At 63.5% G+C, this 22,771-nt stretch carries 22 protein-coding genes; 5 read left to right on the top strand and 17 right to left on the bottom strand.

Features of this window, described 5'->3' with window-relative positions; genetic code table 11:
* The 4 genes from HMPREF3092_RS03710 to rimP form a co-directional block, all read right to left on the bottom strand.
* Positions 1 to 637, bottom strand: a 637-nt coding sequence (locus HMPREF3092_RS03710; RefSeq protein ID WP_176745688.1) for a translation initiation factor IF-2 N-terminal domain-containing protein, incomplete at its 3' end; no start/stop codon positions are given.
* Between the two features lie 110 nt (positions 638 to 747).
* Entirely contained in the window at positions 748 to 1,029 is a 282-nt protein-coding gene (locus HMPREF3092_RS03715; protein ID WP_070423880.1) for a YlxR family protein, read from the bottom strand.
* Positions 1,030 to 1,070: 41 nt separating this feature from the next.
* Entirely contained in the window at positions 1,071 to 2,030 is a 960-nt protein-coding gene (nusA, locus tag HMPREF3092_RS03720) for a transcription termination factor NusA (RefSeq protein WP_070423881.1), read from the bottom strand.
* 71 nt (positions 2,031 to 2,101) lie between these two features.
* Complete coding sequence (gene rimP, locus HMPREF3092_RS03725; protein WP_062019520.1) at positions 2,102 to 2,569, bottom strand: ribosome maturation factor RimP; 468 nt, start codon at positions 2,567 to 2,569, stop codon at positions 2,102 to 2,104.
* A 109-nt stretch (positions 2,570 to 2,678) separates the two neighbouring features.
* Here rimP and HMPREF3092_RS03730 point away from each other — a divergent pair, with 109 nt between their 5' ends.
* Both HMPREF3092_RS03730 and HMPREF3092_RS03735 read left to right on the top strand, forming a co-directional pair.
* Positions 2,679 to 3,566: a hypothetical protein gene (locus tag HMPREF3092_RS03730; RefSeq protein ID WP_070423882.1), complete on the top strand. Its 888-nt coding sequence runs from the start codon at positions 2,679 to 2,681 to the stop codon at positions 3,564 to 3,566.
* Complete coding sequence (locus HMPREF3092_RS03735; protein ID WP_061943471.1) at positions 3,563 to 4,582, top strand: aminoglycoside phosphotransferase family protein; 1,020 nt, start codon at positions 3,563 to 3,565, stop codon at positions 4,580 to 4,582. The genes HMPREF3092_RS03730 and HMPREF3092_RS03735 overlap by 4 nt, the downstream gene beginning before the upstream one ends.
* Before the next feature lie 105 nt (positions 4,583 to 4,687).
* Here HMPREF3092_RS03735 and HMPREF3092_RS03740 read toward each other — a convergent pair whose 3' ends face one another.
* Positions 4,688 to 6,511: a proline--tRNA ligase gene (locus HMPREF3092_RS03740; protein ID WP_070423883.1), complete on the bottom strand. Its 1,824-nt coding sequence runs from the start codon at positions 6,509 to 6,511 to the stop codon at positions 4,688 to 4,690.
* A 102-nt stretch (positions 6,512 to 6,613) separates the two neighbouring features.
* Here HMPREF3092_RS03740 and HMPREF3092_RS03745 point away from each other — a divergent pair, with 102 nt between their 5' ends.
* Positions 6,614 to 7,006: an RNA-binding S4 domain-containing protein gene (locus HMPREF3092_RS03745; RefSeq protein WP_019174854.1), complete on the top strand. Its 393-nt coding sequence runs from the start codon at positions 6,614 to 6,616 to the stop codon at positions 7,004 to 7,006.
* A gap of 82 nt (positions 7,007 to 7,088) precedes the next feature.
* On the opposite strand, the gene HMPREF3092_RS03750 is transcribed toward HMPREF3092_RS03745, so the two are convergent.
* From HMPREF3092_RS03750 to dxr, 6 genes are all read right to left on the bottom strand, one after another.
* Complete coding sequence (locus tag HMPREF3092_RS03750) at positions 7,089 to 7,970, bottom strand: GNAT family N-acetyltransferase (RefSeq protein ID WP_083274239.1); 882 nt, start codon at positions 7,968 to 7,970, stop codon at positions 7,089 to 7,091.
* On the bottom strand, positions 7,967 to 9,115 hold the full coding sequence (ispG, locus tag HMPREF3092_RS03755; protein ID WP_026022735.1) for a flavodoxin-dependent (E)-4-hydroxy-3-methylbut-2-enyl-diphosphate synthase: 1,149 nt from the start codon (positions 9,113 to 9,115) through the stop codon (positions 7,967 to 7,969). Before ispG ends, HMPREF3092_RS03750 begins: the two co-directional genes overlap by 4 nt.
* 82 nt (positions 9,116 to 9,197) lie before the next feature.
* On the bottom strand, positions 9,198 to 11,246 hold the full coding sequence (locus tag HMPREF3092_RS03760) for a TRAP transporter permease (RefSeq protein WP_070423884.1): 2,049 nt from the start codon (positions 11,244 to 11,246) through the stop codon (positions 9,198 to 9,200).
* A gap of 96 nt (positions 11,247 to 11,342) precedes the next feature.
* Complete coding sequence (locus tag HMPREF3092_RS03765; protein WP_061943452.1) at positions 11,343 to 12,347, bottom strand: TAXI family TRAP transporter solute-binding subunit; 1,005 nt, start codon at positions 12,345 to 12,347, stop codon at positions 11,343 to 11,345.
* A gap of 195 nt (positions 12,348 to 12,542) precedes the next feature.
* Positions 12,543 to 13,976 carry a M50 family metallopeptidase gene (locus tag HMPREF3092_RS03770; RefSeq protein WP_019174849.1) on the bottom strand — a complete coding sequence of 478 codons (1,434 nt, stop codon included), beginning with the start codon at positions 13,974 to 13,976 and terminating at the stop codon, positions 12,543 to 12,545.
* The gene (dxr, locus tag HMPREF3092_RS03775; protein ID WP_070423885.1) at positions 13,973 to 15,178 is read right to left on the bottom strand and encodes a 1-deoxy-D-xylulose-5-phosphate reductoisomerase; all 1,206 of its coding nucleotides are present in this window, start codon (positions 15,176 to 15,178) and stop codon (positions 13,973 to 13,975) included. Before dxr ends, HMPREF3092_RS03770 begins: the two co-directional genes overlap by 4 nt.
* Positions 15,179 to 15,307: 129 nt before the next feature.
* Between dxr and HMPREF3092_RS03780 the strand changes: the two genes are divergently transcribed.
* The gene (locus HMPREF3092_RS03780) at positions 15,308 to 16,504 is read left to right on the top strand and encodes an acyl-CoA dehydrogenase family protein (RefSeq protein WP_019174847.1); all 1,197 of its coding nucleotides are present in this window, start codon (positions 15,308 to 15,310) and stop codon (positions 16,502 to 16,504) included.
* 148 nt (positions 16,505 to 16,652) lie between these two features.
* Here HMPREF3092_RS03780 and HMPREF3092_RS03785 read toward each other — a convergent pair whose 3' ends face one another.
* The 6 genes from HMPREF3092_RS03785 to pyrH all read right to left on the bottom strand — a co-directional run bounded on the left by HMPREF3092_RS03785 (position 16,653) and on the right by pyrH (position 21,560).
* Positions 16,653 to 17,303 (bottom strand): hypothetical protein, encoded by a 651-nt coding sequence (locus HMPREF3092_RS03785; RefSeq protein ID WP_070423886.1) that lies wholly within the window; start codon positions 17,301 to 17,303, stop codon positions 16,653 to 16,655.
* Between the two features lie 10 nt (positions 17,304 to 17,313).
* Entirely contained in the window at positions 17,314 to 17,871 is a 558-nt protein-coding gene (locus HMPREF3092_RS03790; protein ID WP_019174845.1) for a DivIVA domain-containing protein, read from the bottom strand.
* Positions 17,872 to 17,922: 51 nt separating this feature from the next.
* Positions 17,923 to 19,248: a 23S rRNA (adenine(2503)-C(2))-methyltransferase RlmN gene (gene rlmN / locus HMPREF3092_RS03795; RefSeq protein ID WP_019174844.1), complete on the bottom strand. Its 1,326-nt coding sequence runs from the start codon at positions 19,246 to 19,248 to the stop codon at positions 17,923 to 17,925.
* Positions 19,249 to 19,315: 67 nt separating this feature from the next.
* On the bottom strand, positions 19,316 to 20,230 hold the full coding sequence (locus HMPREF3092_RS03800) for a phosphatidate cytidylyltransferase (RefSeq protein WP_070423887.1): 915 nt from the start codon (positions 20,228 to 20,230) through the stop codon (positions 19,316 to 19,318).
* Position 20,231: 1 nt separating this feature from the next.
* On the bottom strand, positions 20,232 to 20,789 hold the full coding sequence (frr, locus tag HMPREF3092_RS03805; protein WP_019174842.1) for a ribosome recycling factor: 558 nt from the start codon (positions 20,787 to 20,789) through the stop codon (positions 20,232 to 20,234).
* A gap of 27 nt (positions 20,790 to 20,816) precedes the next feature.
* Complete coding sequence (gene pyrH, locus HMPREF3092_RS03810; RefSeq protein ID WP_061943809.1) at positions 20,817 to 21,560, bottom strand: UMP kinase; 744 nt, start codon at positions 21,558 to 21,560, stop codon at positions 20,817 to 20,819.
* 122 nt (positions 21,561 to 21,682) lie between these two features.
* Between pyrH and HMPREF3092_RS03815 the strand changes: the two genes are divergently transcribed.
* Entirely contained in the window at positions 21,683 to 22,699 is a 1,017-nt protein-coding gene (locus HMPREF3092_RS03815) for a YeiH family protein (RefSeq protein WP_070423888.1), read from the top strand.
* Positions 22,700 to 22,771 lie beyond the last annotated feature (72 nt).

Here is a 22,771-nt window from a genome sequence, read left to right on the forward strand (position 1 = left end):
GTGCGAAGGGGTTGTTGCCGGGGCGCGAACCGCCGGGGCGCGGTCCGGGGCGAGGTGCCGCCGGGCGCGGGCCGGGGGTGGGCATTCCCTGCTTGGGTGCGAAGGGGTTGTTGCCGGGGCGCGAACCGCCTGGGCGAGGTGCCGCCGGACGAGGTGCCGGGGATTCTTCGCTCTTTGCGGCAGGTTTGGGTGCCGGCTTCGGAGCGGCGGGTTTCTTGGCCGCGGGCTTGGGTGCCGGCTTGGGAGCCGCAGGCTTCGGCGCTGCCGGCGATGCCGTGGTCTTTGCGCCGGCAGCCTTCGATGCAGCCGGCTTTGCCGTTGTCGACTTAGCAGCGGTCGGCTTAGCAGCCGTCGACTTCGCGGCCGGCTTCTTAGCTGCGGGCTTAGCGGTTGTCGACTTGGCAGCGGTCGACTTGGCGGCGGGCTTCTTTGCCGCCGGCTTCTTGGCGGCCGATTCAGCTTCGGCTTCGGGCTTGTCTGCACCGTCGAAGGCCTCGCGGACCTTGCGCACGACGGGAGCTTCCAGGGTTGAGGAGGCCGAGGTTACGAACTCGCCCATTTCCTGGAGCTTCGCAAGCACTTCCTTGCTTGTCGTTCCCAGCTCTTTTGCGAGCTGGTGAACACGGGGCTTTGCCACTTTTCTCCTGTCCGGGTTCTCTCCGAACAGGAGAGAACCTCATCGAGTCGGAACAGTGCTCATTTCACTGTCCACGTCCGTAAGTCTTGGGTGTCATTTCTGAGCACTCACTACTTGTTTTCCATCTTCTGCAACCACTTTCCGTGATCTTCGTATGCGCTTCGCGGGATCTTCTGCTTGAAGGCAGCTGCGAATGCGCTCTTCTTCACTGCCCGTTCTAGGCAGTCTGTCTGCGGATGAAGCCAAGCGCCCCTTCCGGGAAGCACTCGGCCCTCATCAACTGCAATCCGAATCGGCTCGGTCTGCAGCACCAGACGGATGAGGTCGGTCTGCGGTGCTCTTGCACGGCACCCGATGCACATGCGTTCGGGCACGCCAGTTGAAGAGACCACGCATGTCAGTCTACAGCACGGGCCTTACCTGCCCGCGGGGCCTAGGCTTCGACGATGTCGATCTTCCACCCTGTCAGCTTGGCGGCCAGGCGGGCGTTCTGACCTTCCTTGCCGATCGCAAGCGACAGAAGGTCGGGGCGCACATAGGCGCGCGCCATCTTCGAGGCGGAGTCAAGAACCTCAACGCGCTCGACTTCCGCCGGGCTTAGGGCATTGGCGATGAAGACAGTCGGGTCATCGCTGTAGTCGACGATGTCGATCTTTTCGGCCCCGAGTTCGTTCATGACGGCCCGCACGCGGGTGCCCATCTCGCCAATGCAGGCGCCCTTGGCGTTGAGCCCCGGTACGGTTGCCTGCACCGCGAGCTTGGTGCGGTGTCCGGCTTCGCGTGCAATTGAGACGATTTCCACGCTGCCGTCGGCAATCTGCGGGACTTCGTGGGCAAACAGCTTGCGCACGAGGTTCGGGTGGGTTCGCGAAACCGTGATCGACGGACCCTTGTTGCCGGGACGAACATCGGCGATGAACACGCGGATGCGCCTGCCGTGCGAATAGTCTTCACCGGGCACCTGTTCGTGCGGCGGCAGAAGAGCTTCGACTTCGCCCAGGTCCACCTGGATCATGGCTGCGTCACGGCCCTGCTGGATAATGCCGGAGACGATCTCGCCCTCTTTGTCGCGGAAAGATCCGAGCACGCCTTCGTCTTCAACTGCGCGCAGGCGCTGGTGAATGACATTGCGCGCCGTCATAGCCGCAATACGCCCGAAGTCATCGGGCGTGTCGTCGAATTCCCCGATGGGGTTGTCGTCGGCGTCGAATTCCGTGGCCCAGATGGTGGCCTTGCCGGTTTTCAGGTCAATCTCCGCACGAGAGTCCGGGTAGTGGCCCTCCATGTTGTGGTACGCGCTCAGCAGAGCCTGTTCAATCAGCCCCACCAGCGTCGTCATCGGAATTTCGCGCTCGCTTTCAATCAGCCTTAGTGCGCCAAGATCGATGTCCACTGCCCGCTCCTCTTCTGTCTTGTTATTCAGTTTTTCGGTTCAACCCTAGTTCATGTACGAAGCATGCCGCATCAGCGGAATTTGAGAACCACCTGGGCTTTTTCGATTCCATCAAAGGAAAACTCGACCGGTTCGCGGCCCGAACCCGGCTCCAGAACAATGCCGAGTCCGGTCACGCCGGTGAGCACACCGGTGGTCTTCTTGCCCTCGGTGGGCCTCACCTCGATCGTCCGACCGACGTTCCTGCGGAAGTGACGCGGTTCGGTCAGCGGGCGCAGCGCACCCGGGGAAGACACCTCGAGTTCGTACGGCTTGTCGTTGAACAGCGGAAGCGGATCGATCACCTCGGAGATGACGCGGGTGGCCTGCTCGATGAGGTCCGAAGACACAGCCTCGGTCGTGTCACCCGCAAGATCCACTGTGACCACCAGCCGCCGGTGCACACCCGCGGCGTGCATCTTCACGTCTTCCACCAGCAGACCCAGCTCTTCCAGCGGGCCGGCTGCGGCCTGGGCGATGTCGTCTTCTGAATAAGCCATGCCCCTATTCTTGCCGCACGACCAGCACAAGAACAACGCACCCTGCTCACGTGAACGCATCCGAGGTTTTGTTTCACACCCGCATACTCTTGACGAGTAGGATGAGCGAATGGCCTACTCCAGACCGAAGCACACCAGCAGACGCGCTTTCCTCCTGCTCAGCGCGACTGCGGCACTGTCCGGGTGCGGCCTGCGCTTCGGTTCGCCAGAAGACCGCATACAGGCCGAGGCCGAAGAATCCTCCCGCGGCCGGATAGCCGCGGTTCTGGCCTCCATCAACGACGATGACCACGAAGAAGAGCGCTCGAGGCTCACTGCCGCAATCGGCCCGCCCTGGACATCAGACAATTCCGGATTCCCCGAGATTCCCCCGCAGAACACCTTTGTTTCTGCCATGTACTCCATCGTCGACCTGGTCCTGCGCGACATCCACACACTCGGCGGACCCCAGACAGCCATCATCGTCGACGTGGCGGTCGGCGCATCGAACCTCTTGCCGAACTGGAAACCAGCCCAGCAGCGCTTCGCCCAGCTTCCTGCCCAGGGCTACCCCGATTTCGCGGACCGCAAGCCGTACAGCCCAGGTGACGATGCCGACCCTCTGCACGAATTTGCGAAGGCGGCTTTCAAAGCCTCCTACGGATACACCAAGGTCGCCCTGGCAATGAAGCCCGATAGCCGGGAACGCAGGGCGGCCACCGCCAGGGTGGAAGCACTCGCCAACGCTGCGGCTGATGCCAACACACTGCTCAAACAGGGCGAACGCGAAGAAGCCGCGAACCGTCCAGCGTGGAACCTGCCGCACAACCCGTCTGACCCCGGGTCGGCAAAGAAGCTCGCCCAGCAGCTGGAAGACACGGTCGCCGCAGCCCTGTTCGGAGTGTTCGAGGACCCCGCCGCCGTGCCGCTGGCCGGCCGCGAACTCAAAGCGAGCGCTGATGCTCGCATCGGCTTCGGCGGCAGGCAGCTGCTGCGCTATGAAGGAGAAGCTCAGTGAAAGTACCTCCCGTGCTCCTCAATTCGGCAACGCAGACCCAGGGTGAGGAACGCGCACAGGCCTGGGCTGCTGCCCTTGACCACATCGTGTTCGAGCTGTTCGACCGGTGGAAGCTCACGGACGACCCCCAGCCGGGCTCCCCTTGGGCGGGCGCGGAAAGCCTCGTCATCCCGGTCCGCCTGCACGACGGCTTTCCCGCGGTGCTGCGCATAGCCGCCCCGAACACCGACAATCCCACGGTGCACGAACAGACCATCCGGGCGCTGCGCGCGTGGGGTGGGCACGGTGCTGTGCGGATCATAGAAGACGACCCGTCCATGCGTGCCACCCTGCAGGAACGACTGCGGACCGAAGTCAACCTGTCGACGGAGCCGCTTCACGCAGTTGCCCCTATTTGGGGACAGCTGGTGCAGGCGCTGCGCGTACCGGGCGGCAGCGGTTTCGTGCGCGTGCAGGACATCGCCGCCGCATGGCTGAAGCGCTTTGACGCCGATGTACGTCTGGTCGAAGATTTTCCGGCATTCACACAAACCGACCAGCAGGTGCTCTCGACTGCGCTGTCGTGGACGAAAGAACTGGCGGGTGCTGCAGACAGCTGGCTGCTGCACGCCGATCTGCACTACTACAACATCCTTGCCGGCAATCCGGACGCCAACGGCATCGCCACGTGGAAGGCCATCGACCCGCAGCCCCTGACGGGCCCCACCGAATACATGCTTGCGCCGCTCATGTGGAACCGACTGGGCGAAATCCCCGGAACGGATCCGGAAGGACAGGCGGACTGGCTGCGCGGCTTCGCCGCTGAGCTTTCCCGCTGCGCACAGATCAACCCCAGCGGGGCGATGGGCGCTTCTGTTGCTCGTGAGGTCCAGAACATGTTCTGGTACTTACGCGCCGCCGCCGATGGCAATCCCCGGCTGACAGAAGACGCGGAGCGCTCCCTGTGGGTTGCCCGTGCCCTCACCGGAGTCAGCGTGCAGGGTATTACCACCCAGCAGCTCAAACCACTCGGCTGACGCGCAGCTGCGCTGATACGACAGAAAAAGCCGGTGCCCCAAGCCTTTCGCTTGGGGCACCGGCGTTTGCGTTCAGCCGGCAGTTCGACTGCCAGCATCTGGCGCTTACAGAAGTTCGACGGCGTCCTGCTTGGCGTACTGTTCGCGCAGGCGAGCAACGACGGCGTCAGCGGCTTCATCAACCGGCAGGTCGGTCGATTCGCCGGTGAAGCGGTCACGAAGTTCCACGACACCGTCGGCCAGGCCGCGGCCGGCGACAAGGACGTTCGGCACACCCAGCAGCTCAGCATCGCCGAACTTCATGCCGGGTGAAACCTTCGGACGGTCATCCAACAGAACTCGGAAGCCGGCCGCTTCAATGGCGGCGGCGAGCTTTTCAGCAGCTTCCAGCGGTTCGTCGCCCTTGCCGGTGGCCACAATGTGCACGTCGGCGGGAGCCAGGTGCACCGGCCACAGCAGGCCCTTGTCGTCGGCGAACTCTTCGACCAGGCAGGCCAGGACACGGGTGACGCCGATGCCGTAGCTGCCCATCGTGACGACGCGGGACTTGCCGTTTTCATCAAGCACGTTCAGGCCGAGAGCTTCTGCGTAGCGGGTGCCGAGTTTGAAGATCTGGCCGATCTCCACACCGCGGGCAAGCTGCAGCGGTCCGGAGCCGTCCGGAGCGGGGTCGCCCTCGCGGATTTCAGCAGCTTCGATGTAGCCGTCAGCCTTGAAGTCGCGGCCGGCGGTGAGGTTGAAGACGTGCTTGCGGTCTTCGTTGGCACCGGTGACCCACTGTGTGCCCTCAGAGACGCGCGGGTCGAGGAAATAGCGGATACCAGTGGAGCTTTCGGCACCCAGAATGGGTGCGTCGAGCGAGTTTCCGGGGCCGATGTATCCGGGAACGAGGCCGGGGTGCTTCTTGAGGTCGTCTTCGGTTGCCGGTTCGAGGTCGACTTCACCGTCGCCGAGCAGACCGGTTCCCGCAGCGCGGTCGAGGTCGACAGCGCGATCGCCGGGCAGGCCGATGACGATGACTTCGCGTTCGCCGTCGGGGTGGATGAGGGCGCACACGACGTTCTTGAGCGTGTCTGCAGCCGTCCAGGGGCGGTCAGAGCGCGGGAGGACTTCGTTTGCGCTTTCGACGAGGGTTTCGATGGTGCGCGAGTCCGGAGTTTCCATGACCTGTGCTTCCGGCAGACCGTCAAACGGCACGGGGTCGGCCAGCGGAGTGGTGACGGCTTCGACATTGGCGGTGTAGCCGCCGTCGGAGCGGACGTAGGTGTCTTCGCCGACTTCGCTCGGGTAGAGGAATTCGTGCGTACCGGAACCGCCCATCGCACCGGGGGTGGCTTCCACAACGACGTACGGCAGGCCCAGGCGGTTGAAGACGTTGATATAGGCCCGGCGCATGGCTTCGTAGGAAGCGTCGAGGCCCGCGTCGTCCGTGTCGAAGGAATAGGCGTCCTTCATGATGAATTCGCGTCCGCGCAGCAGACCGGCCCGCGGCCTGGCCTCATCGCGGTACTTGGTCTGAATCTGGTACAGGCCCAGCGGGAGGTCCTTGTACGACGAATAGAGGTCGGACACCAGCATGGTGAACACCTCTTCGTGGGTCGGTGCGAGCAGGTAGTCGTGCTCGCGGCGGTCCTTCAGACGGAAAATGCCCTCGCCGAAGGCTTCCCAGCGCCCCGACTGCTGGTAGGGCTCTGCCGGCAGCAGTGCCGGGAAGTGGACTTCCTGGCTGCCGGCGCGCTCCATTTCCTCGCGGACAATCGCTTCGACGCGCTCGAGGACCTTCAGGCCCAGCGGCAGCCACGAGAAGATACCGGGTGAGGTGCGGCGAATGTAGCCGGCGCGGTGCAGCAGTTTGTGGCTTTTGATTTCTGCATCGGTCGGATCTTCTTTCAGCGTCCGGACGAACAGCTTCGACAGCCGCAGGGTCATGTGGGCTCCTTTTTCGGGCAGGTATCGGGGCAAGATTATCACCGGCGCTACAGTTGTTCGCAGTGTCTTCGCCACCGGGCCGACAACGCCGAAAGGAGCCTCATGCCGGAGCTGAGCTTTGATGCCGGCACAAGCCAGCGGATTGATGTCTGGCTGTGGTGTGTTCGCGCGTTCAAAACACGGTCTTTGGCGCAGAAGCAGATCAAGTCCGGGCACGTGCGCATTGACGGTGACCGGGCCAAGCCGTCGGACAAGGTGAAGATCGGCCAAGTTGTCGTCATCCGCCGGCCGGGTGCTGAGCGCGTGCTCACGGTACAGGGTTTCCTCGACACCCGCGGACCCGCATCTATGGCCGCAGCCTGCTACATCGATACGTCTCCCCCACCGAACCCGCTGCTGCGCGCCCCGGTTCCCAAACGCGAAAAGGGTGCTGGCCGGCCCACGAAGAAGGACCGCCGGGCATGGGACCGGCTGCGCGGGCGCACGTCCCGCTGAGTCTGACGAGGCGCCGCTTACGCCGCGCTGTTCACGCGCCTTTGTGCGGCTCTAACGGGTTGTCTGCGCGCGTGTGCTCGCCTCAGTAGGTCACCGTTGCGAAGGTGCCGACGGGGACGAAGCCGGCTTTTGCGTATGCGCGCAGAGCGGGTGCGTTGTGACTGTTGGCGTACAGCGTGACGATCGGAGCGAAACGCCGGCGAATGAGTGCCGTCGTGGCGGCCATGGCGCGCGAGGCCACTCCCCTGCCGCGGTATTCAGGGTGCACCCACACGCCCTGCACTTGAACCGATGTTCCCGAACCGATCCCGATATCGGCTTTGAACACCACTTGTTCGTCGGACATCCGGTTGGGCCACAGTGGCATGGGGTGACCGGTCGGCCCGGTGCGCGCCGTGTAGCCCAGCGACAGCCCGCTGGCGATGAGCCCCTCGACCCGGTTTCGATAGCCAGCGCTCCCACCTTCGAGAGGTGAATACCCCACCTCTTCTTCGTACATGGCGACGGAAGCCGGGAAGACAACCTCCGCCTCGTACGGGGAGAACTGCCGGACCAGGGGGTCCGGCACAACGGTCGGCGGGGCAAGCGCACTGAGCAGCGGCTGGTTGGGCCTGCGATCCCGGGGTGTTCCCCAGTTCAGCCTGCTGGTCAGATCGAGAACCTGCTCGGCGGGACCCACAAACGACGATGGCCTGCGTCCCTCGTGGTTGAGGATTGCGGCCATCACCCGGTTGGTTTCGGGGTCGGCGCTCAGCGGAACAATCGTGCTGCCCAGCCAGTAGGCGGCAACCGGGCGGCCATCCCGAAAACAGCCCACCATCCGGCCGGCGGGGCTGGCTATTTCGGCTGTGCGCGAGCGTTCCAGCAGTGCCTGCAGGAAGACGTTCGCCGCGGGATCACGGGCGATCTCCGCGGCGAACCAGTCGGTGTGCTCATGCAGCAGCGGGGCTGCCAGAACCGTCACCCGACGATGACCTCGGGTGGGCCGGAAGGTTCATCGGACTCTTCGGCGATGCGGTGGGCCTCTTCGATGAGCGTTTCGACGATCTTCGATTCCGGCACGGTGCGGATGACTTCGCCCTTGACGAAGATCTGTCCCTTGCCGTTGCCGGAAGCCACGCCGAGATCGGCTTCGCGCGCTTCACCGGGACCGTTGACAACACAGCCCATGACGGCCACGCGCAGCGGAATTTCCATGCCCTCAAGGCCGGCGGTGACCTTTTCGGCCAGTTCGAAGACATCGACCTGGGCGCGTCCACAGGACGGGCAGGACACGATTTCAAGCTTGCGCGGACGCAGGTTGAGCGACTGCAGGATCTGTTCGCCGACCTTGACTTCTTCGACCGGCGGGGCGGACAGAGAAACACGGATGGTGTCGCCGATGCCCCGGGAGAGCAGAGAGCCGAAAGCGGTTGCCGACTTGATGGTTCCCTGGAACGCGGGACCGGCTTCGGTCACACCCAGGTGCAGCGGCCAGTCGCCTCGTTCAGCGAGCATTTCGTATGCCTGAACCATGACGACGGGGTCGTGGTGCTTGACCGAAATTTTGAAGTCGTGGAAGTCGTGTTCCTCAAAGAGGCTCGCCTCCCACACGGCGGACTCAACGAGTGCTTCCGGAGTGGCCGAACCGTATTTCTCCATGATCCGCTTATCGAGCGACCCGGCGTTGACGCCGATGCGCAACGACACTCCGGCATCCGAGGCCGCCTTGGAGATTTCCTTCACCTGGTCGTCGAACTTGCGGATGTTGCCGGGGTTGACGCGCACACCGGCGCATCCGGCGTCAATGGCCGCATAGACGTACTTCGGCTGGAAGTGGATGTCGGCGATGACCGGGATCTTCGACTTCTGGGCGATTGCAGGAAGTGCCTCGGCGTCGTCGGCGGACGGGCAGGCGACACGCACGATGTCGCACCCGGCGGCCGTGAGCTCGGCAATCTGCTGCAGAGTGCCGTTGATGTCGGTGGTCTTGGTGGTCGTCATCGACTGGATGCTGACCGGGGATTCCGATCCCACTCCGACGCTTCCGACCTTGATCTGTCGGGTTGTGCGGCGGGGTGCCAGAACAGGCGGGGGCGGTTTCGGCATGCCCAGATTGACCGATGTCACAGGCGGTTCCCTTTCGAACGAGGCTGTGGGGATGTGCACAGTTCTGCGGGCCTAGGCCAAAGCTTCGGCCCGCAGAACGATTCTAGACCCCTGCCCCTGTGGATGCGCCGTGAGCCTTCTTCCGTTCACCTGCTCGCTGGTAGACCGCCATGATGACCGCGACGACCAGACCGACGAGCGACATGGCGATGACCGGGTAGACCAGGAGAAGGCCGGCAAGTGCCAGAATGACCGACTCCCAGGAGGCGAGCTTGCGGAAATAGAACCCTGCCACGGCGGCCGACAACACCGCCATGCCCAGCAGTGCTGTTATGAACACCGGGATGAACATGAGCGGGTTCTGGTCGCCCTGGAACAGCAGCACCGGCTCCATCACGAAGACGTAGGGCACCAGGAATCCGGCGATCGCAACCTTGAGTGCGGTGACACCAGACTTCAGCGGGTTCGATCCGGCAATGCCCGAAGCAGCGTAGGCGGCCAGGCACACCGGAGGGGTCACGTCTGCAAGCAGACCGAAGTAGAAAACGAACAGGTGTGCGGCCAGAACCGGCACATCGAAGTTCGAAATGAGGATCGGCGCTGCCACGGTGGCCGTGACGACGTAGTTCGCGGTGGTCGGCAGACCCATGCCCAGCACCAGGCAGGCGATCATGGTGAAGAACATGACGAGGAAGAAGTTCTCGCCAGCCGCGGTGAGGATGCTGTCGGCCAGGCGGCCGCCCAGACCGGTTGCGGTCACAATGCCGGCGACCATACCGGCGGTTGCACATGCGGCGATGACCGGCAGAGCGGTCTTCGCGCCCTCTTCCAGCAGCAGGATGGTGTCCTTGACACCCAGGCGGGTGCTGGCGCGCAGCAGGCTGATGACGAATGCCACGAGGATGCCCCACAGAGCGGCCTTCTGCGGTGTGGTTCCCGCAAGGAGGGTCACGATGATGACGGCCAGCGGCAGCAGCTGGTCAAGGCGCTTGAGCAGCATCTTCCAACGCGGAAGTTCGTCCTTTGAATAGCCTTCGATGCGCAGGCGACGCGCTTCGAAGTGGACGGCGAGCATAACGCCGGCGAAGTACAGGAACGCGGGAACGATCGCAATCAGGATGATCTGCGAGTAGGGCACGCCCGTGTATTCGGCCATGATGAACACGGCAGCACCCATAACGGGCGGCATGATCTGCCCACCGGTCGACGCGGTGGCTTCAACAGCAGCGGCGAACTTCGGGCTGAAGCCGACCCTCTTCATCAGCGGAATCGTGAACGAACCAGAAGTCACAGCGTTGGCGACCGAGGAGCCGGTGACGGTTCCCTGCATGGCCGAGGCGACAACGGCGGCCTTTGCGGGACCACCCGCATAGCGGCCGGTCAGGCGGAATGCCAGCGAGTTGAAGTATGCGCCGATGTCGGTGCGGACGAGGATGACGCCGAAGAACAGGAACAGGAAGATGAAGCTCGAGGACACCTGGATCGGCACACCGAAAATTGAGCGCGACGAGTAGTAGGTCTGCTGCACCATGTTCTGCCACGTGGTGCCGTGGTAGCGCATGATCGGTGAGTAGTTGCCCAACCAGAAGTAGAGCAAGGCGACAACGGCGATGATGACGATCGGCAGACCCACGCAGCGGCGGGTGGCTTCGAGGATCAGAAGGATCGCAATGAGCGCGACGATCGTGTCAAGGGTCGAGTAGCCGTGGATCTGCACGCCCACGCCCGTCAGGTAGGTGTAGTTGGCCAGCAGGTACACCGAGGTGCCCATTGCCAGCAGCGACAGGACGGTGTCAGCGCAGAGCGACGCGTAGTACGCTTTGCGGTTCTCATCCGTCTTCAGGCTCAGGCTCCTGTGCAGGGGGTACAACAGGAAGATGATGCCCATGGCACCGCCCACGTGAATCGAGCCCTGGATGAGGGTGGGGCGGGTGCCGAACAGCGCTGTGTACAGCTGGAAGAGGGTCAGAGCGACAGACAGGACGAAGACGGCGATGCGCCACGGCCCCATGTCGGAGTTGATGCGGTAGCGCGAAGCGCTGTCCAGGTCGCGCATGACCTTGTCTGCGAGGTCCTGCGCCTTCTGCTGGTCCAGGGGCTCCGCGTCGGCGGAACCAGCGTCCGGGTTTTTGGCGGTGTCAGAGGGAGTCATGATCTTCTTGCCTGTCTGGGGATGGGGTCTGAACGGCGCACGCGGCGACGGCGCTCAATGCGCCGTCGCCGCGGTTGTCAGCCGAGGGTTTGAGGATCAGTTCTGATCCTCAATGCCCTTTTCTTCGAAGTACTTCTTAGCACCCGGGTGGAGCGGAACGTCGCCGCGGCCGAGCAGAGCGTCTTCGGCCTTGATGAGCTTGCCCTGTGCCAGTGAGATCTTGCCTGCGTCTTCGTACAGCGCCTTGGTGATCGCGTAGCCGTCTTCTTCGCTGATCTGATTGGTCGAGCCGACGATTGAGGCGAACACGGTCACGGTCTGCACCGGGTCCTTGGCGAAGTCGTAGGAACCGCCGGGGATTTCGTAGGCTTCGTATTCCGTTTCAGCTGCGATCTTTTCGGCCTTGTCCTTGTCGATCGGCAGCAGCTTGACGTCTGCATTAGCGGCCAGTTCCGAAAGCGAGGCGGCCGGGACGCCGAGGATTTCGATCGAGGCGTCGATGTTGCCGTCCTGCACCTTGGAGCGGGCGTCAGCGAAGCTCTCTTCGTAGGGCTCGTAGTCGCCCTCCTTGAAGCCGTAGGCGTCGAGGATCAGCTTGGCGACAGCTGCCGTGCCCGAACCGGGAGCGCCGACGGCGATCTTCTTGCCCTTGAGGTCTTCAACCGAGTTGAAGCCGCTCTTCTCAAGCGTGATGATCTGGGCTGCTTCCGGGTACAGCTGACCCATCCAGCCGACGTTGTTGAGCTTGCCGACCTCTTCGAAGTCACCGGAGCCGCGCACTGCGTCGTTGGCGGTGTTCGACTGGGTGAAGCCCAGCTGAGCATCGCCCTTGGCGATGCGGCCGAGGTTGTCGACGGAGCCATCGGTTTCAACGGCGTTGACCTTCAGGTCAGCGTCGGTGTCCTGCAGGATGCGGGCGTACTCGTTGCCCAGCGGGTAGTAGACACCCGCGGTGCCACCGGTGGCGAAGGTCAGGTCCTTGGTGAAGTTCTCTTCGGGTGCTGCCGAACCGCCTTCGGCTCCGCCGCGCTCACATCCGGTGAGGACGAGGGCGGCTGCGCTTGCGGCGGCCGCGATCTTGAGAAGAACGCTCTTCTTCATGGGGCTCCTTGTCTGAGGCCTGCCGACGGCAAAACGTGCGGCAGGTCATATTTCCAAATTGCTGTGAGCAGGATAGCGCATCCTCTGTGCGCACTGCCAGACAGTGCACAGTCAGCGCTCAGAAATACATCGGGGACCGGGTACGGCGAGGAAGCCTTGCTCAGACTGAAGGAATCCCCGCCGAGGCAGTCTGCCTCAGCCGAAGAGCCGCACGGGTTTGACGATGTCGACGTAGACGAGCAGCACCGTCATACACAGGAGGACGCCGACGACCCCGTATGTCAGCGGCAGCAGCTTTGCGGTGTCGAAGGGGCCGATGAGCCCTCTTCTGCGGGAGAGGTTGATTCTGCGGCGTGCCCCTTCGTAGAGGGCGACCGCTATGTGGCCGCCGTCCAGGGGAAGCAGCGGAACCATGTTGAACGCAAAGAGGAACAGGTTGAGCGAGGCTGCCAGGCTCAGGCCGAGCTGCACTTTGTCGACGACTTCGAAAGCTTCGGCAGAAACAATTTCGCCGGCAACACGCCCCACACCGACCATGCCCATCGGACCGTTGGGGTCGCGCTCTGCTCCCCCGACGGCAACCTTCCCGATGTCGACGAGTTTCACCGGCAGGGTCGCCAGTGCCTTAAAGGTCTGTCCGATGGCTTTTCCGGCCTCAGCGGGAAACTCCGATGGCGACAGCGGATAGTGCTTCTTCTGCGGGGAGACCCCAAGGAAGCCGACGGTGGTGGTTTCGGGCTTTCCGTCAGCAGTGAACTTCTGCTTGCCTTCATCGTCATAGACCGCTCGCGTGGTTTCGATGATGGGCACGCGCACCAAGTGTTCAGAGCCGTCCCGCTCATAGGCCACGGTGACGGTTCTGCCCGCACTGGCCGCAATGAGCTCCTGCACCTGTTCCCACGTGTCGACGGGAGTGTCGTCAACAGCAGTGATGGTGTCGCCCGGTTTCAGTCCCGCGGCCTTGGCCGGTGCGGGAGTATCACCCGGCTGGCATTCGGCGTTTGGTCCGCGCTTCTGCGCGGTTTCGGCGTCAACGGCACATTCGACAACACCGGACAGCTGCGTGGACAGGCCCGGAACGCCGATGCCCATGAGCACAAGCCCTAAGAAGACGATGCCGAGGACGAGGTTGACCGCCGGTCCGCCGAACATGACGGCCAGGCGCTTGGGAACCGACAGGGCGTAGAAGGTGCGCCCCTCTTCACCTGGCCCGATGCCCTGATTGGAGAATTCGCGGGCATCCTCCATGCTCTGTGCGAACAGGCGTTTGCGCCCGGCCTGTTCCCGCGGATCTTCGCCCTCAACGGCTCGCCGCTTGGCGTCGGCCTCAACGATGTCGTGGGCTGATTCGACTCCGTGAAGATCTTCGGCGCGAGCGTGGACCGCTGACTTCGGCGGGTACATGCCCGGCATGGCGATGAAGCCGCCCAGCGGCAGCAGTTTGACGCCGTAGCGTGTTTCGCCGCGCTTAAAGGAGAACAGGGTCGGCCCGAACCCGATCATGTAGTGGGTGACCTTCACCCCGAAGCGCTTGGCGGGAATCAGGTGACCAAGTTCGTGCAGCCCGATGGAAAGCCCGACAACCGCGAGCATGAAGACGATTCCGAGGGTGTACAGCAGGGCCGTCATGCCCGGTCTCCCCCGCCTGATGCCTGTTCTGCCACCCAGCGCTTCGCAAACTCCCGGGCTTCGCGGTCAGCAGCCAAGACGAGTTCCGCCGTGAGCTTTCCATCCTGTGGAGCGTGGGCATCGAGTGCGGCGCTGATTCCCCGGCTGATGCCGGGAAAGGAGATCTGTCCGGCGTGAAAAGCATCCACCAGAACTTCGTTCGCCGCGTTGTAGACAGCGGGTGCTGTTCCTCCCAGGCGACCGGCCCGCACCGCCAAGCGCAAGGCGGGAAACGCCTCGTGGTCGACAGGTTCAAAAGTCCACTGGGTCGGCTCGTCCCAGCGGTTGGGTGTCGTGATGTTCGACAGCCGCTCCTCATAGCCCAGGGCGTAGGCGATCGGCAGCTTCATATCCGGTGGACTGACCTGTGCAATTGTCGACCCGTCGACGTATTCGACCATCGAGTGGACCTGCGACTGCGGGTGCACCACGACGCTGATCTGGTCGTAGGGAATATCGAAGAGCAGGTGCGCCTCAATGACCTCGAGACCCTTGTTGACAAGGGTTGCCGAGTTCGTGGTGATGACCTTCCCCATATCCCACGTGGGGTGCTTGAGCGCCTGCGCGGGCGTGACGGCTTCAAGATCAGACTGCGTCATACCGCGGAAAGGACCACCGCTTGCCGTGATCACCAGCCGGCTGACTTCCTCGCGGCAGCCGGAACGCAGAGCCTGCCACACGGCCGAATGCTCAGAGTCGACCGGAAGCAGGCGGGCTCCCGTACGGGCCGCGGCTTCCATCACGACATCGCCGCCGATGATGAGCGACTCTTTGTTTGCCAGTGCCACATCCGTGCCGCTCTCCAGGGCGGCAAGAGTGGCAGTCAGCCCCGCAGCCCCCGTAATGGCGTTGAGAACAGTGTCAGCTTCAAGGCGTGCAACCTCGTCAGCCGCACGCGGTCCGACGAAAACCTGCTCGACGGGGTTCTCGACCCCAGCGGCAGCGGCGGCAGAAGCAACAGCCCGCTCCACCTCGTCAGGTGATGATGCGCCGACGGCGCCCAGGGCGCGGGCGCGAAAGCGGACCGCCTGTTCGGCGGCATCCGCAATGTTCGTGTGGCAGACGAGACCGACAATCTGAAAGCGGTCCGGGTGGGAGCTGACCACGTCGAGGGTCTGGGTTCCAACGGAACCGGTCGAACCGAGAACTGAGATGTGAAGCACCCGGCCATCTTGGCAGATAAGGCTGAATCTGCGCTCAGAAGGCCTAAAGGGACATTGGTCACACAAAATACATATCTCGGCTATACTCTTTTTGGAAGTCCTCACTGAGCCCTCTGAAAAAGGAGTGAAATGGCCAAGACCTCGCACCCGGACGAAATCCTCGGACTCGATCACCTCTTCTCGAAGGAAGAGCGCGAATGGGCCGGCATCGTCCGCAGCTGGCTGGATGAAAACGTACGCGAAAAGATCGGCGACTGGTACCTCGAAGGCACCATCCCGGCACGCGAACTCGCTGAAGGCCTCGGCGAACTCGGCCTGCTCGGCATGCACCTGGACGGCTACACGCTGCCCGGTGCTTCCGCCCGCATGTACGGCATCGCCTGCCGTGAACTCGAAGCCGTCGACTCCGGCCTGCGGTCGCTCGTCTCGGTGCAGGGCTCGCTGGCCATGTTCGCCATCCACCACTGGGGTTCGGAAGAGCAGAAGGAAGAATGGCTGCCCCGCATGGGCGAAGGCAAGGCCATCGGCTGCTTCGGCCTGACGGAACCGGACGTCGGTTCGGACCCGTCGAACATGCGCACCACCGCCAAGCGCGACGGTGACGACTGGATCCTCAACGGCGCCAAGATGTGGATCACCAACTCCCCCGTTGCCGACGTCGCAGTCGTGTGGGCCAAGACGGAAGAGACCGACGCCAAGGGCCGCCCCATGATCCGCGGCTTCGTCGTTCCCACCGACACCCCCGGCGTGGAAACCCCCACCGTCCAGCGCAAGCTGTCGTTGCGGGCATCCATCACCGGCGAAATCGTCCTGGACAACGTCCGCCTGCCCGGTTCGGCCGTCATGCCGAAGGCAGAAGGCCTCAAGGGACCCCTGTCCTGCCTGTCGGAAGCCCGCTACGGAATCGTCTGGGGTGTCACCGGTGCTGCTCGCGATTCGCTGGAGCAGGCTCTCATGTACACCGGCAGCCGCATCCAGTTCGACAAGCCGCTGGCCGCTTTCCAGATTTCGCAGCAGAAGCTCGCGAAGGCCTTCGGCCAGTACTCGAACATCACTCTGCTGGCTTCGCACCTGGGTGACCTCAAGGACTCCAAGGACGGCGTGCGCCCCGAGCAGATTTCGCTGGGCAAGATGAACAACGTCGACACCGCTATGAACATCGCCCGCGACCTGCGCGCCCTGTTCGGCGGTTCGGGCATCACCAGCGAGTACTCGCCGCTGCGCCACGCCATCAACCTCGAGACCGTGCTGACCTACGAGGGCACACACGAAGTTCACCAGCTCACGCTGGGCCGTGCGCTCACCGGCATCAACGCTTTCGCCTGATGCTCACCTGACGCACTGAAGGCACAGAAAGGCCCCGCTCCCGAGGTGGAGCGGGGCTTTTCTGTGTGCCGGGGTTTTCGCGGGCTCCTGCTGGGTGCGCGTGTGCAGCTGCGGGCTCGGGTGTGTGCTGGCTCAGTCGTGTGCTGGCTCAGCGCAGCAGAGTGTGGACCGCTTCGAGGCTCTCCAGTGCGGTGACCTCAATGCCGTCAAGGCGCATGAGCGTACGCCCCGGGCCCAGAGGTTCAGCCGCCGCGTGCTTGAAGGCGGCCTGCTTCATGAGCATGTCGACCGGCTTCGGTGAGCTGTCCGGTCCGTCTGCAAGAAGTTCGGCACCTTCAAAGTGAGTGTCGATGGTCCGTGTGGCCGTGTGCATTCCGGCGCGCGCTTTGGTTTCGCCCGCTGGCTGTGGCTGTTCAGAGGAAGCCTCAACTGCAGCCGGCCGGAGGATCGGTGCGTTGGCTTTCTGCTGCGGGGTGAGTCCCTTGGCACCGATGACGGCGCATGTGCCCACGCGCATAGCACCGAGGACGGCCAACAGCAGAGTGGCGGGTTTCAGCCCGTCTTCCAGAATGAGCATCTGCGGAGCCGGTTCGGCCACAGCGCGCAGAATCCCGGCGAACTTCGCTGCCCGATCAAGAGCATCTTCAAAGCTCAGTTCGATCTGGCCGGACGCGAACTCGTCTGCACCGCGGCCCATGACGATGGGATGGTCGAGCAGTTCGAAGACCGGGTTGAACGTGCCCTTGTCCTTCGGCTCGTTGGTCTCAGGCTTGCGGAACCAGTGCAGATCGGTGTTCACGGGCGTCCCTTCAGTCGACGGAGGCCATGACTTCGACGACGCGGTCAATGAACGCATCGACTTCGTCTTCATCATAGGCGCGCTCACCGCGACGAGTGCGGAACAGAACGCGGCGGACCTCATCAACGCTCATAGCGCGGCCCTGTGTGAAGTAGCCGCTGATCTTGTCGCACAGTTCATCGACTTCGGCGATGTCGTAGCCGATGGTGCGGCTGGCAGCGTGCGCGAAGCGCTCACCGTGGGGGCGCTCCAAACGTGCCTGCAGGGATCCGGCGGCAGACGACAGCCTGTCCATCCACGCCTTTTCGCCCTGTTCGGCGATCAGCCGTTCGCGGGAGGCTTTCGCGAAGGCGTCTTCCAGACGGTCAAGGGCAGCGTCTACGACTCCGACGTGATAGCCGCGGCGCACCAGGTCAAAGCCGACGGTGCGCACAGCGCGCGCGTCGAGGTCACCCGGGCGGGGGTGTTCGCGCTCATAGGATTCGCGGGCGCGCTTGAAGAAGCTGTCGACCTGTCCGGGGTCATAGCCGGACTTCCACCCCGACATTCTGGGGAAGTTACCCTCCATGTGGCCTCCTCTTAGCTGATGCGTGCTGTTGCTTGTGGTGTTCGGTGCCGGTCAGTCCTCGCCGGTTGCGGCCAGCTGACCGCAGGCGCCGTCGATGTCCTGTCCGCGGGTATCGCGAATGGTGGTGGGAACTCCCGCTGCAACCAGGCGGTCCACAAATTCCTGTGCCACCTTGGGTTCTGATGCGGTCCACACTGATCCCGGAGTGGGGTTGAGGGGAATCGGGTTGACGTGCACCCATCCCCTGCCCCGGGCGTTGAGCTTCTTGGCCAGCAGGTCCGCGCGCCACGCGTGGTCGTTCATGTCCTTGATGAGCGCGTATTCGATCGACACTCTGCGGCCCGTGGTGCGGTAGTAGTCGTAGGCTGCGTCAATCGCCTCGTCGGCGTTCCAGCGGGTGTTGACTGGGATCATCTCATTGCGCAGCCCGTCATCCGGCGCGTGCAGGCTGAGGGCAAACGTGACTGGGATGTCTTCGCTCATGAGTTTGCGGATGCCCGGCACGAGGCCCACGGTTGACACTGTGATGCGGCGCGGGGACATTCCCAGTCCGTGCGGGGCTGCGTCGGTGAAGCGGCGGATGGCGTTCATGACCCGCTTGTAGTTGGCTAGGGGTTCGCCCATGCCCATGAACACGATGTTTGTGACGCGCTCTTCCCCAGCGGGTGTTTGGGTACCGGAAGGCTTCGCCCCAGTACTGTCGTTCCCAGCTTCAGCACCCGCATCGGATTCACCGGACTCGTCGCCGACCGCGGCTGCCTGTTCGCCGAGCATGTTGATGTCCGGCTCCGCGGTCGGTGCGAGTTCTCCGGCCGCAATGACCTGGTTGGCTCGGATGACCTGTTCGACGATTTCGGCTGTCGACATGTTGCGGGTGAGCCCCTGCTGGCCGGTGGCGCAGAACGGGCAGTTCATACCGCAGCCGCACTGGGATGACACGCACAGTGTGATGCGGTTGCGGTAGCGCATGAGGACGGATTCGACGAGTGCTCCGTCGAAAAGTCGCCACAGGAATTTGATGGTGTCGCCGTTTTTGGTCTTCAGCCGGTGGACTTCTGTCAGCAACGGTGGGAAGAAGGCTTCGGCGAGGGCATCGCGCTTGTCAGCGGGGATGTCCGTCATGAGCGCGGGGTCGGTGATGTTGCGCTGGAAGTAGTGGTTGGACAGCTGTTTGGCGCGGAATGCGGGCAGTCCGAGTTCGCGGACGGCTTCCTGCCGTTCTTCCATCGACATGTCTGCGAAGTGCCGTGGCGGCTGGGTGACGCGCGGGGCGCGGAAGTTCAGCAGCGGGCGGCCATCGCGGGTGGGCGTCTTGGATGTTGTGCCGTCTTCGTGTTCGACGACGGGGCGGACCTGTTTGCGACGCGTGTTGCTCATGACTCCCCTATTATTCCAAAGCTCCCCTGGGCTTCGGGCCAAGGGGAGCGTGTAACAGCCGCATGTGTCAGCCGGTGGTGATGAATCCCGGCAGGATCGTGTAGAGCACGAGCACGACGGGTGCACTGGGCAGAATCGAGTCGAGTCGGTCCATGACACCGCCGTGGCCGGGCAGCAGGTTGCCCATGTCTTTGAGGTCGAGGTCGCGTTTGATCATGGATTCTGAAAAATCGCCGAGTGTGGCGAAGGCCGGAATCACCAGGCCGAGCACGGCGCCTTCCCACCATGGAACGTCGAAGGCGAAGACGGCCATGCAGATTCCGACGGTCACGGCGAAGACGGTTGAACCGGCGTAGCCCTCCCAGGATTTCTTCGGTGAGATTCTCGGGGCGATGGGGTGCTTGCCCCACAGGACTCCGAACACGTACCCGCCGGTGTCAGAGGACACGGCAAGTGCCAAGAACGTGATGAGCAGAAGATCGCCCTGCGGCTGGTGCAGGATGTGGATGATGAACGCCGCCATGAGACCGACGTAGGTCAGGGCGAACAGCGACAGCGATACTTCTTTCACCGGGTTGGGCCGCCCGGTCATCAGCGACACGAGCATGATGATGCCCGCTGACAGGGTGAACGCCACCCACACGGCTTCGCGTCCGCCGAACCAGCTCGACAGCACGAGCCCTGCCGCTGCCATCATGGTCAGCGGTCGGTAGACGTCCGCTCCGGAGCGTGACAGCGCGGTGGACAGTTCCCAGGTGGCGGCGAGAACGCCGATGATTGCGACGACGAGGAAGGCCGGAGGGTAGATGAGAATGCTGGCAAGTACGGCCCCGCCGATTCCAACGCCGACCCCGATTGCGGCCGGCAGGTTGCGCCCGGCCCGTCCGTAGTCCTTTTCCGCCGGAGGGGTGACTTCCTCAGGCGACGGCGCTTGCTCTGCTGCGCTGTCGCCCGAGGAAGTCGAAGGTGATTGAGCAGTCAATTCAGACTTCCATCAGGTCTTTTTCTTTTGCTGCGAGAAGCGTGTCGATTTCGTCGGTCTTCTTCTTCGTCAGCTCGTCGAGTTCCGCCAGACCCGCGCGGACTTCGTCTTCACCGAGGTCGCCGTCTTTCTGGAACTTCTCGAGGGTGTCCTTGGTGCGGCGGCGGACATTGCGGATGGAGACCTTGCCGTCTTCCGCGTAGCCGCGGACGATCTTGACGTAGTCACGGCGACGCTCTTCGGTCAGCTCCGGCAGAACCACGCGGATGACGTTGCCGTCGTTGGCGGGGTTGGCACCGATGTCGGAGTTGCGCAGCGCGGTTTCGATGTTGCCGAGAGCCGACTGGTCGAACGGCGAAATCAGGAGGGTGCGCGCTTCGGGAACCTGGAAGGAGGCCAGCTGCTGCAGCGGGGTGGGCACTCCGTAGTACTCGACCATGATGTTGGCGAAGAGCTGCGGGTTGGCGCGACCGGTGCGCACCGATCCGAAGTTCTCCTGGGTGGCCTCGACGGCACCGTCCATGCGGCCGCGTGCGTCCTTAAGCTCAGAATCGATCATTGTGTCTCCTATGAATAGTGCTGGCTCTCAGGCAGAGAGCACGGTGCCGATGTTCTCGCCCATGATGGCCGAGCGCAGGTTTCCTTCGCCTTCCATACCGAAGACGCGCATTGCGACGTTGTTGTCCATACACAGGCTGAAAGCGGTCGCGTCGACGACTTTGAGCCCGCGCTGCAGAGCGTCCTGGTAGGAGATGCTGTCGAGCTTCTTTGCGGTCGGATCGGTTTTGGGGTCTGCCGTGTAGACGCCGTCGACGCCGTTCTTTGCCACGAGGACTTCGTCAGCGTGGATTTCGAGTGCGCGCTGGGCGGCGACGGTGTCGGTTGAGAAGAACGGCAGGCCTGCACCTGCACCGAAGATGACCACGCGGTCTTTCTGCATGTGGCGCATGGCGCGGCGCGGAATGTAGCTTTCGGCCACCTGCGGCATGGGGATCGCGGTCTGCACGCGCGTGTCGACGTCGAGCTGTTCGAGAAAGTCCTGCAGTGCAAGGCAGTTCATGACGGTGCCGAGCATGCCCATGTAGTCAGCACGGGTGCGGTCCATGCCGCGGTTCTGCAGTTCAGCCCCGCGGAAGAAGTTGCCGCCGCCGACGACGATCGACATTTCGACTTCGCCGACAGTGGGGGCGATTTCACGAGCGACAGATGCGACGACATCGGGGTTCACGCCGACCGAGCCGCCGCCGAACACTTCGCCGGAGAGTTTGAGGAGTACCCTGCGCCGGTGTGTGGCTTCGGGTTTCGGACTCTCGCTCACAGTGTGCGGCATCTGCTTCCTTCCTTCGGTTGGATCGTTCCCAGTCTACCCATCCGGGCCTGCTGTTTCTGTATTCCGCCGTGTGCGGCGGGGGCGGCTTCAGCACCCACATCGACCAGGAGCATAGTAGAGGGGTGAATACGTCCGCCCGTTCCCTCCCGTCCGCACTGCTGAGCCTGCTGCCGGGCCTGCTGCTGTGCGGTGCTGCCGCTGCGGCGGCCTTTGGTCTTGCGGCCTTTGTTCCCCATACCGGCTCTGTTCTCATGGCCATTGTGCTGGGGATGCTTGTGCGCAATCTGCTGCCTGAGCTTCCTGCGCGCTTTGATCCCGGTGTTGCCTTTGCGTCCAAACCGCTGCTGCGTGCTGCGATCATCGCCTTGGGCTTCAAGCTGTCTTTGACGGATATTGCTGCGATGGGTCCGCTCGTGATTGTGCTCGTCGTAGTTCTTGTGGCCGGGGGCTTCTTCCTCAGCGTGGGCCTTGGCCGCCTGCTGGGAGTGGGCCGTGATCTTTCGATGCTGATCGGCTGCGGTTTTTCCATCTGCGGCGCCGCTGCTGTTGCCGGGGCGCAGAGCACTCTGCGTTCCCGCAAAGAGGACACTGCGGCCGCGGTTGCTCTCGTGGTGCTGTTCGGCACCATCATGATCGGTGTGGTGCCCCCGCTTGCCGGTCTGTGGCACCTCGATCCGCGCACCGCGGGCATTTGGACGGGTGCGGGTGTGCACGAGGTCGCGCAGGTTGCCGCCATCGGCGGGATCCTGGGCTCCGCGGCTTTGGAGCCGGCTGTCATCGTCAAACTCGCCCGGGTGCTCATGCTCGCCCCGGTCGTGTTCTTCCTGGGCCGCTGGATGGCACGAGGCGGAGCATCAGAGGGCACAGAATCTTCGGCTCGTGTGCCCCTTGTGCCGCTGTGGGTTGCGCTTTTCATCGTCGCAGCTGTCGCCACCACCTTCCTGCCTCTGCCGGGTTGGTTCCTCACCGGAGCCGACTGGGTGCAGAAGATCTTCTTGACCGCAGCGATGTTCGGGCTGGGCCTTGGCGTGCACTTCAAGTCGCTCATCGGCATGGGTGTGCGCCCACTCATTCTGGCCGCACTCGTGACCCTGGGCGTTGGTTCAGCAGCACTGGGCGGTGCGCTGCTCGTCGCCTGAACCGCACTCCCCCGGCGGGAACAGGCGCAGCCGAGCGGCGCCTCGTGAGTCTTGCGTGCTGACCCTGCCGAC

It is taken from the genome of Brevibacterium sp. HMSC24B04 (assembly GCF_001806835.1).
GTDB lineage: Bacteria > Actinomycetota > Actinomycetes > Actinomycetales > Brevibacteriaceae > Brevibacterium > Brevibacterium ravenspurgense.

Excerpts from the sequence above, each read along its gene's own strand:
- HMPREF3092_RS03770 (WP_019174849.1), bottom strand. The coding sequence starts at position 13,976 with ATGACGGCCCTGCTGTACACCCTCGGAATCGTCTTCATGCTCGCGGTT.
- HMPREF3092_RS03730 (WP_070423882.1), top strand. The coding sequence starts at position 2,679 with ATGGCCTACTCCAGACCGAAGCACACCAGCAGACGCGCTTTCCTCCTG.
- HMPREF3092_RS03790 (WP_019174845.1), bottom strand. The coding sequence starts at position 17,871 with ATGGAGGGTAACTTCCCCAGAATGTCGGGGTGGAAGTCCGGCTATGAC.
- frr (WP_019174842.1), bottom strand. The coding sequence starts at position 20,789 with ATGATCGATTCTGAGCTTAAGGACGCACGCGGCCGCATGGACGGTGCC.
- HMPREF3092_RS03745 (WP_019174854.1), top strand. The coding sequence starts at position 6,614 with ATGCCGGAGCTGAGCTTTGATGCCGGCACAAGCCAGCGGATTGATGTC.
- HMPREF3092_RS03765 (WP_061943452.1), bottom strand. The coding sequence starts at position 12,347 with ATGAAGAAGAGCGTTCTTCTCAAGATCGCGGCCGCCGCAAGCGCAGCC.
- rimP (WP_062019520.1), bottom strand. The coding sequence starts at position 2,569 with ATGGCTTATTCAGAAGACGACATCGCCCAGGCCGCAGCCGGCCCGCTG.
- HMPREF3092_RS03760 (WP_070423884.1), bottom strand. The coding sequence starts at position 11,246 with ATGACTCCCTCTGACACCGCCAAAAACCCGGACGCTGGTTCCGCCGAC.
- rlmN (WP_019174844.1), bottom strand. The coding sequence starts at position 19,248 with ATGAGCAACACGCGTCGCAAACAGGTCCGCCCCGTCGTCGAACACGAA.
- HMPREF3092_RS03740 (WP_070423883.1), bottom strand. The coding sequence starts at position 6,511 with ATGACCCTGCGGCTGTCGAAGCTGTTCGTCCGGACGCTGAAAGAAGAT.
- HMPREF3092_RS03780 (WP_019174847.1), top strand. The coding sequence starts at position 15,308 with ATGGCCAAGACCTCGCACCCGGACGAAATCCTCGGACTCGATCACCTC.
- pyrH (WP_061943809.1), bottom strand. The coding sequence starts at position 21,560 with ATGCCGCACACTGTGAGCGAGAGTCCGAAACCCGAAGCCACACACCGG.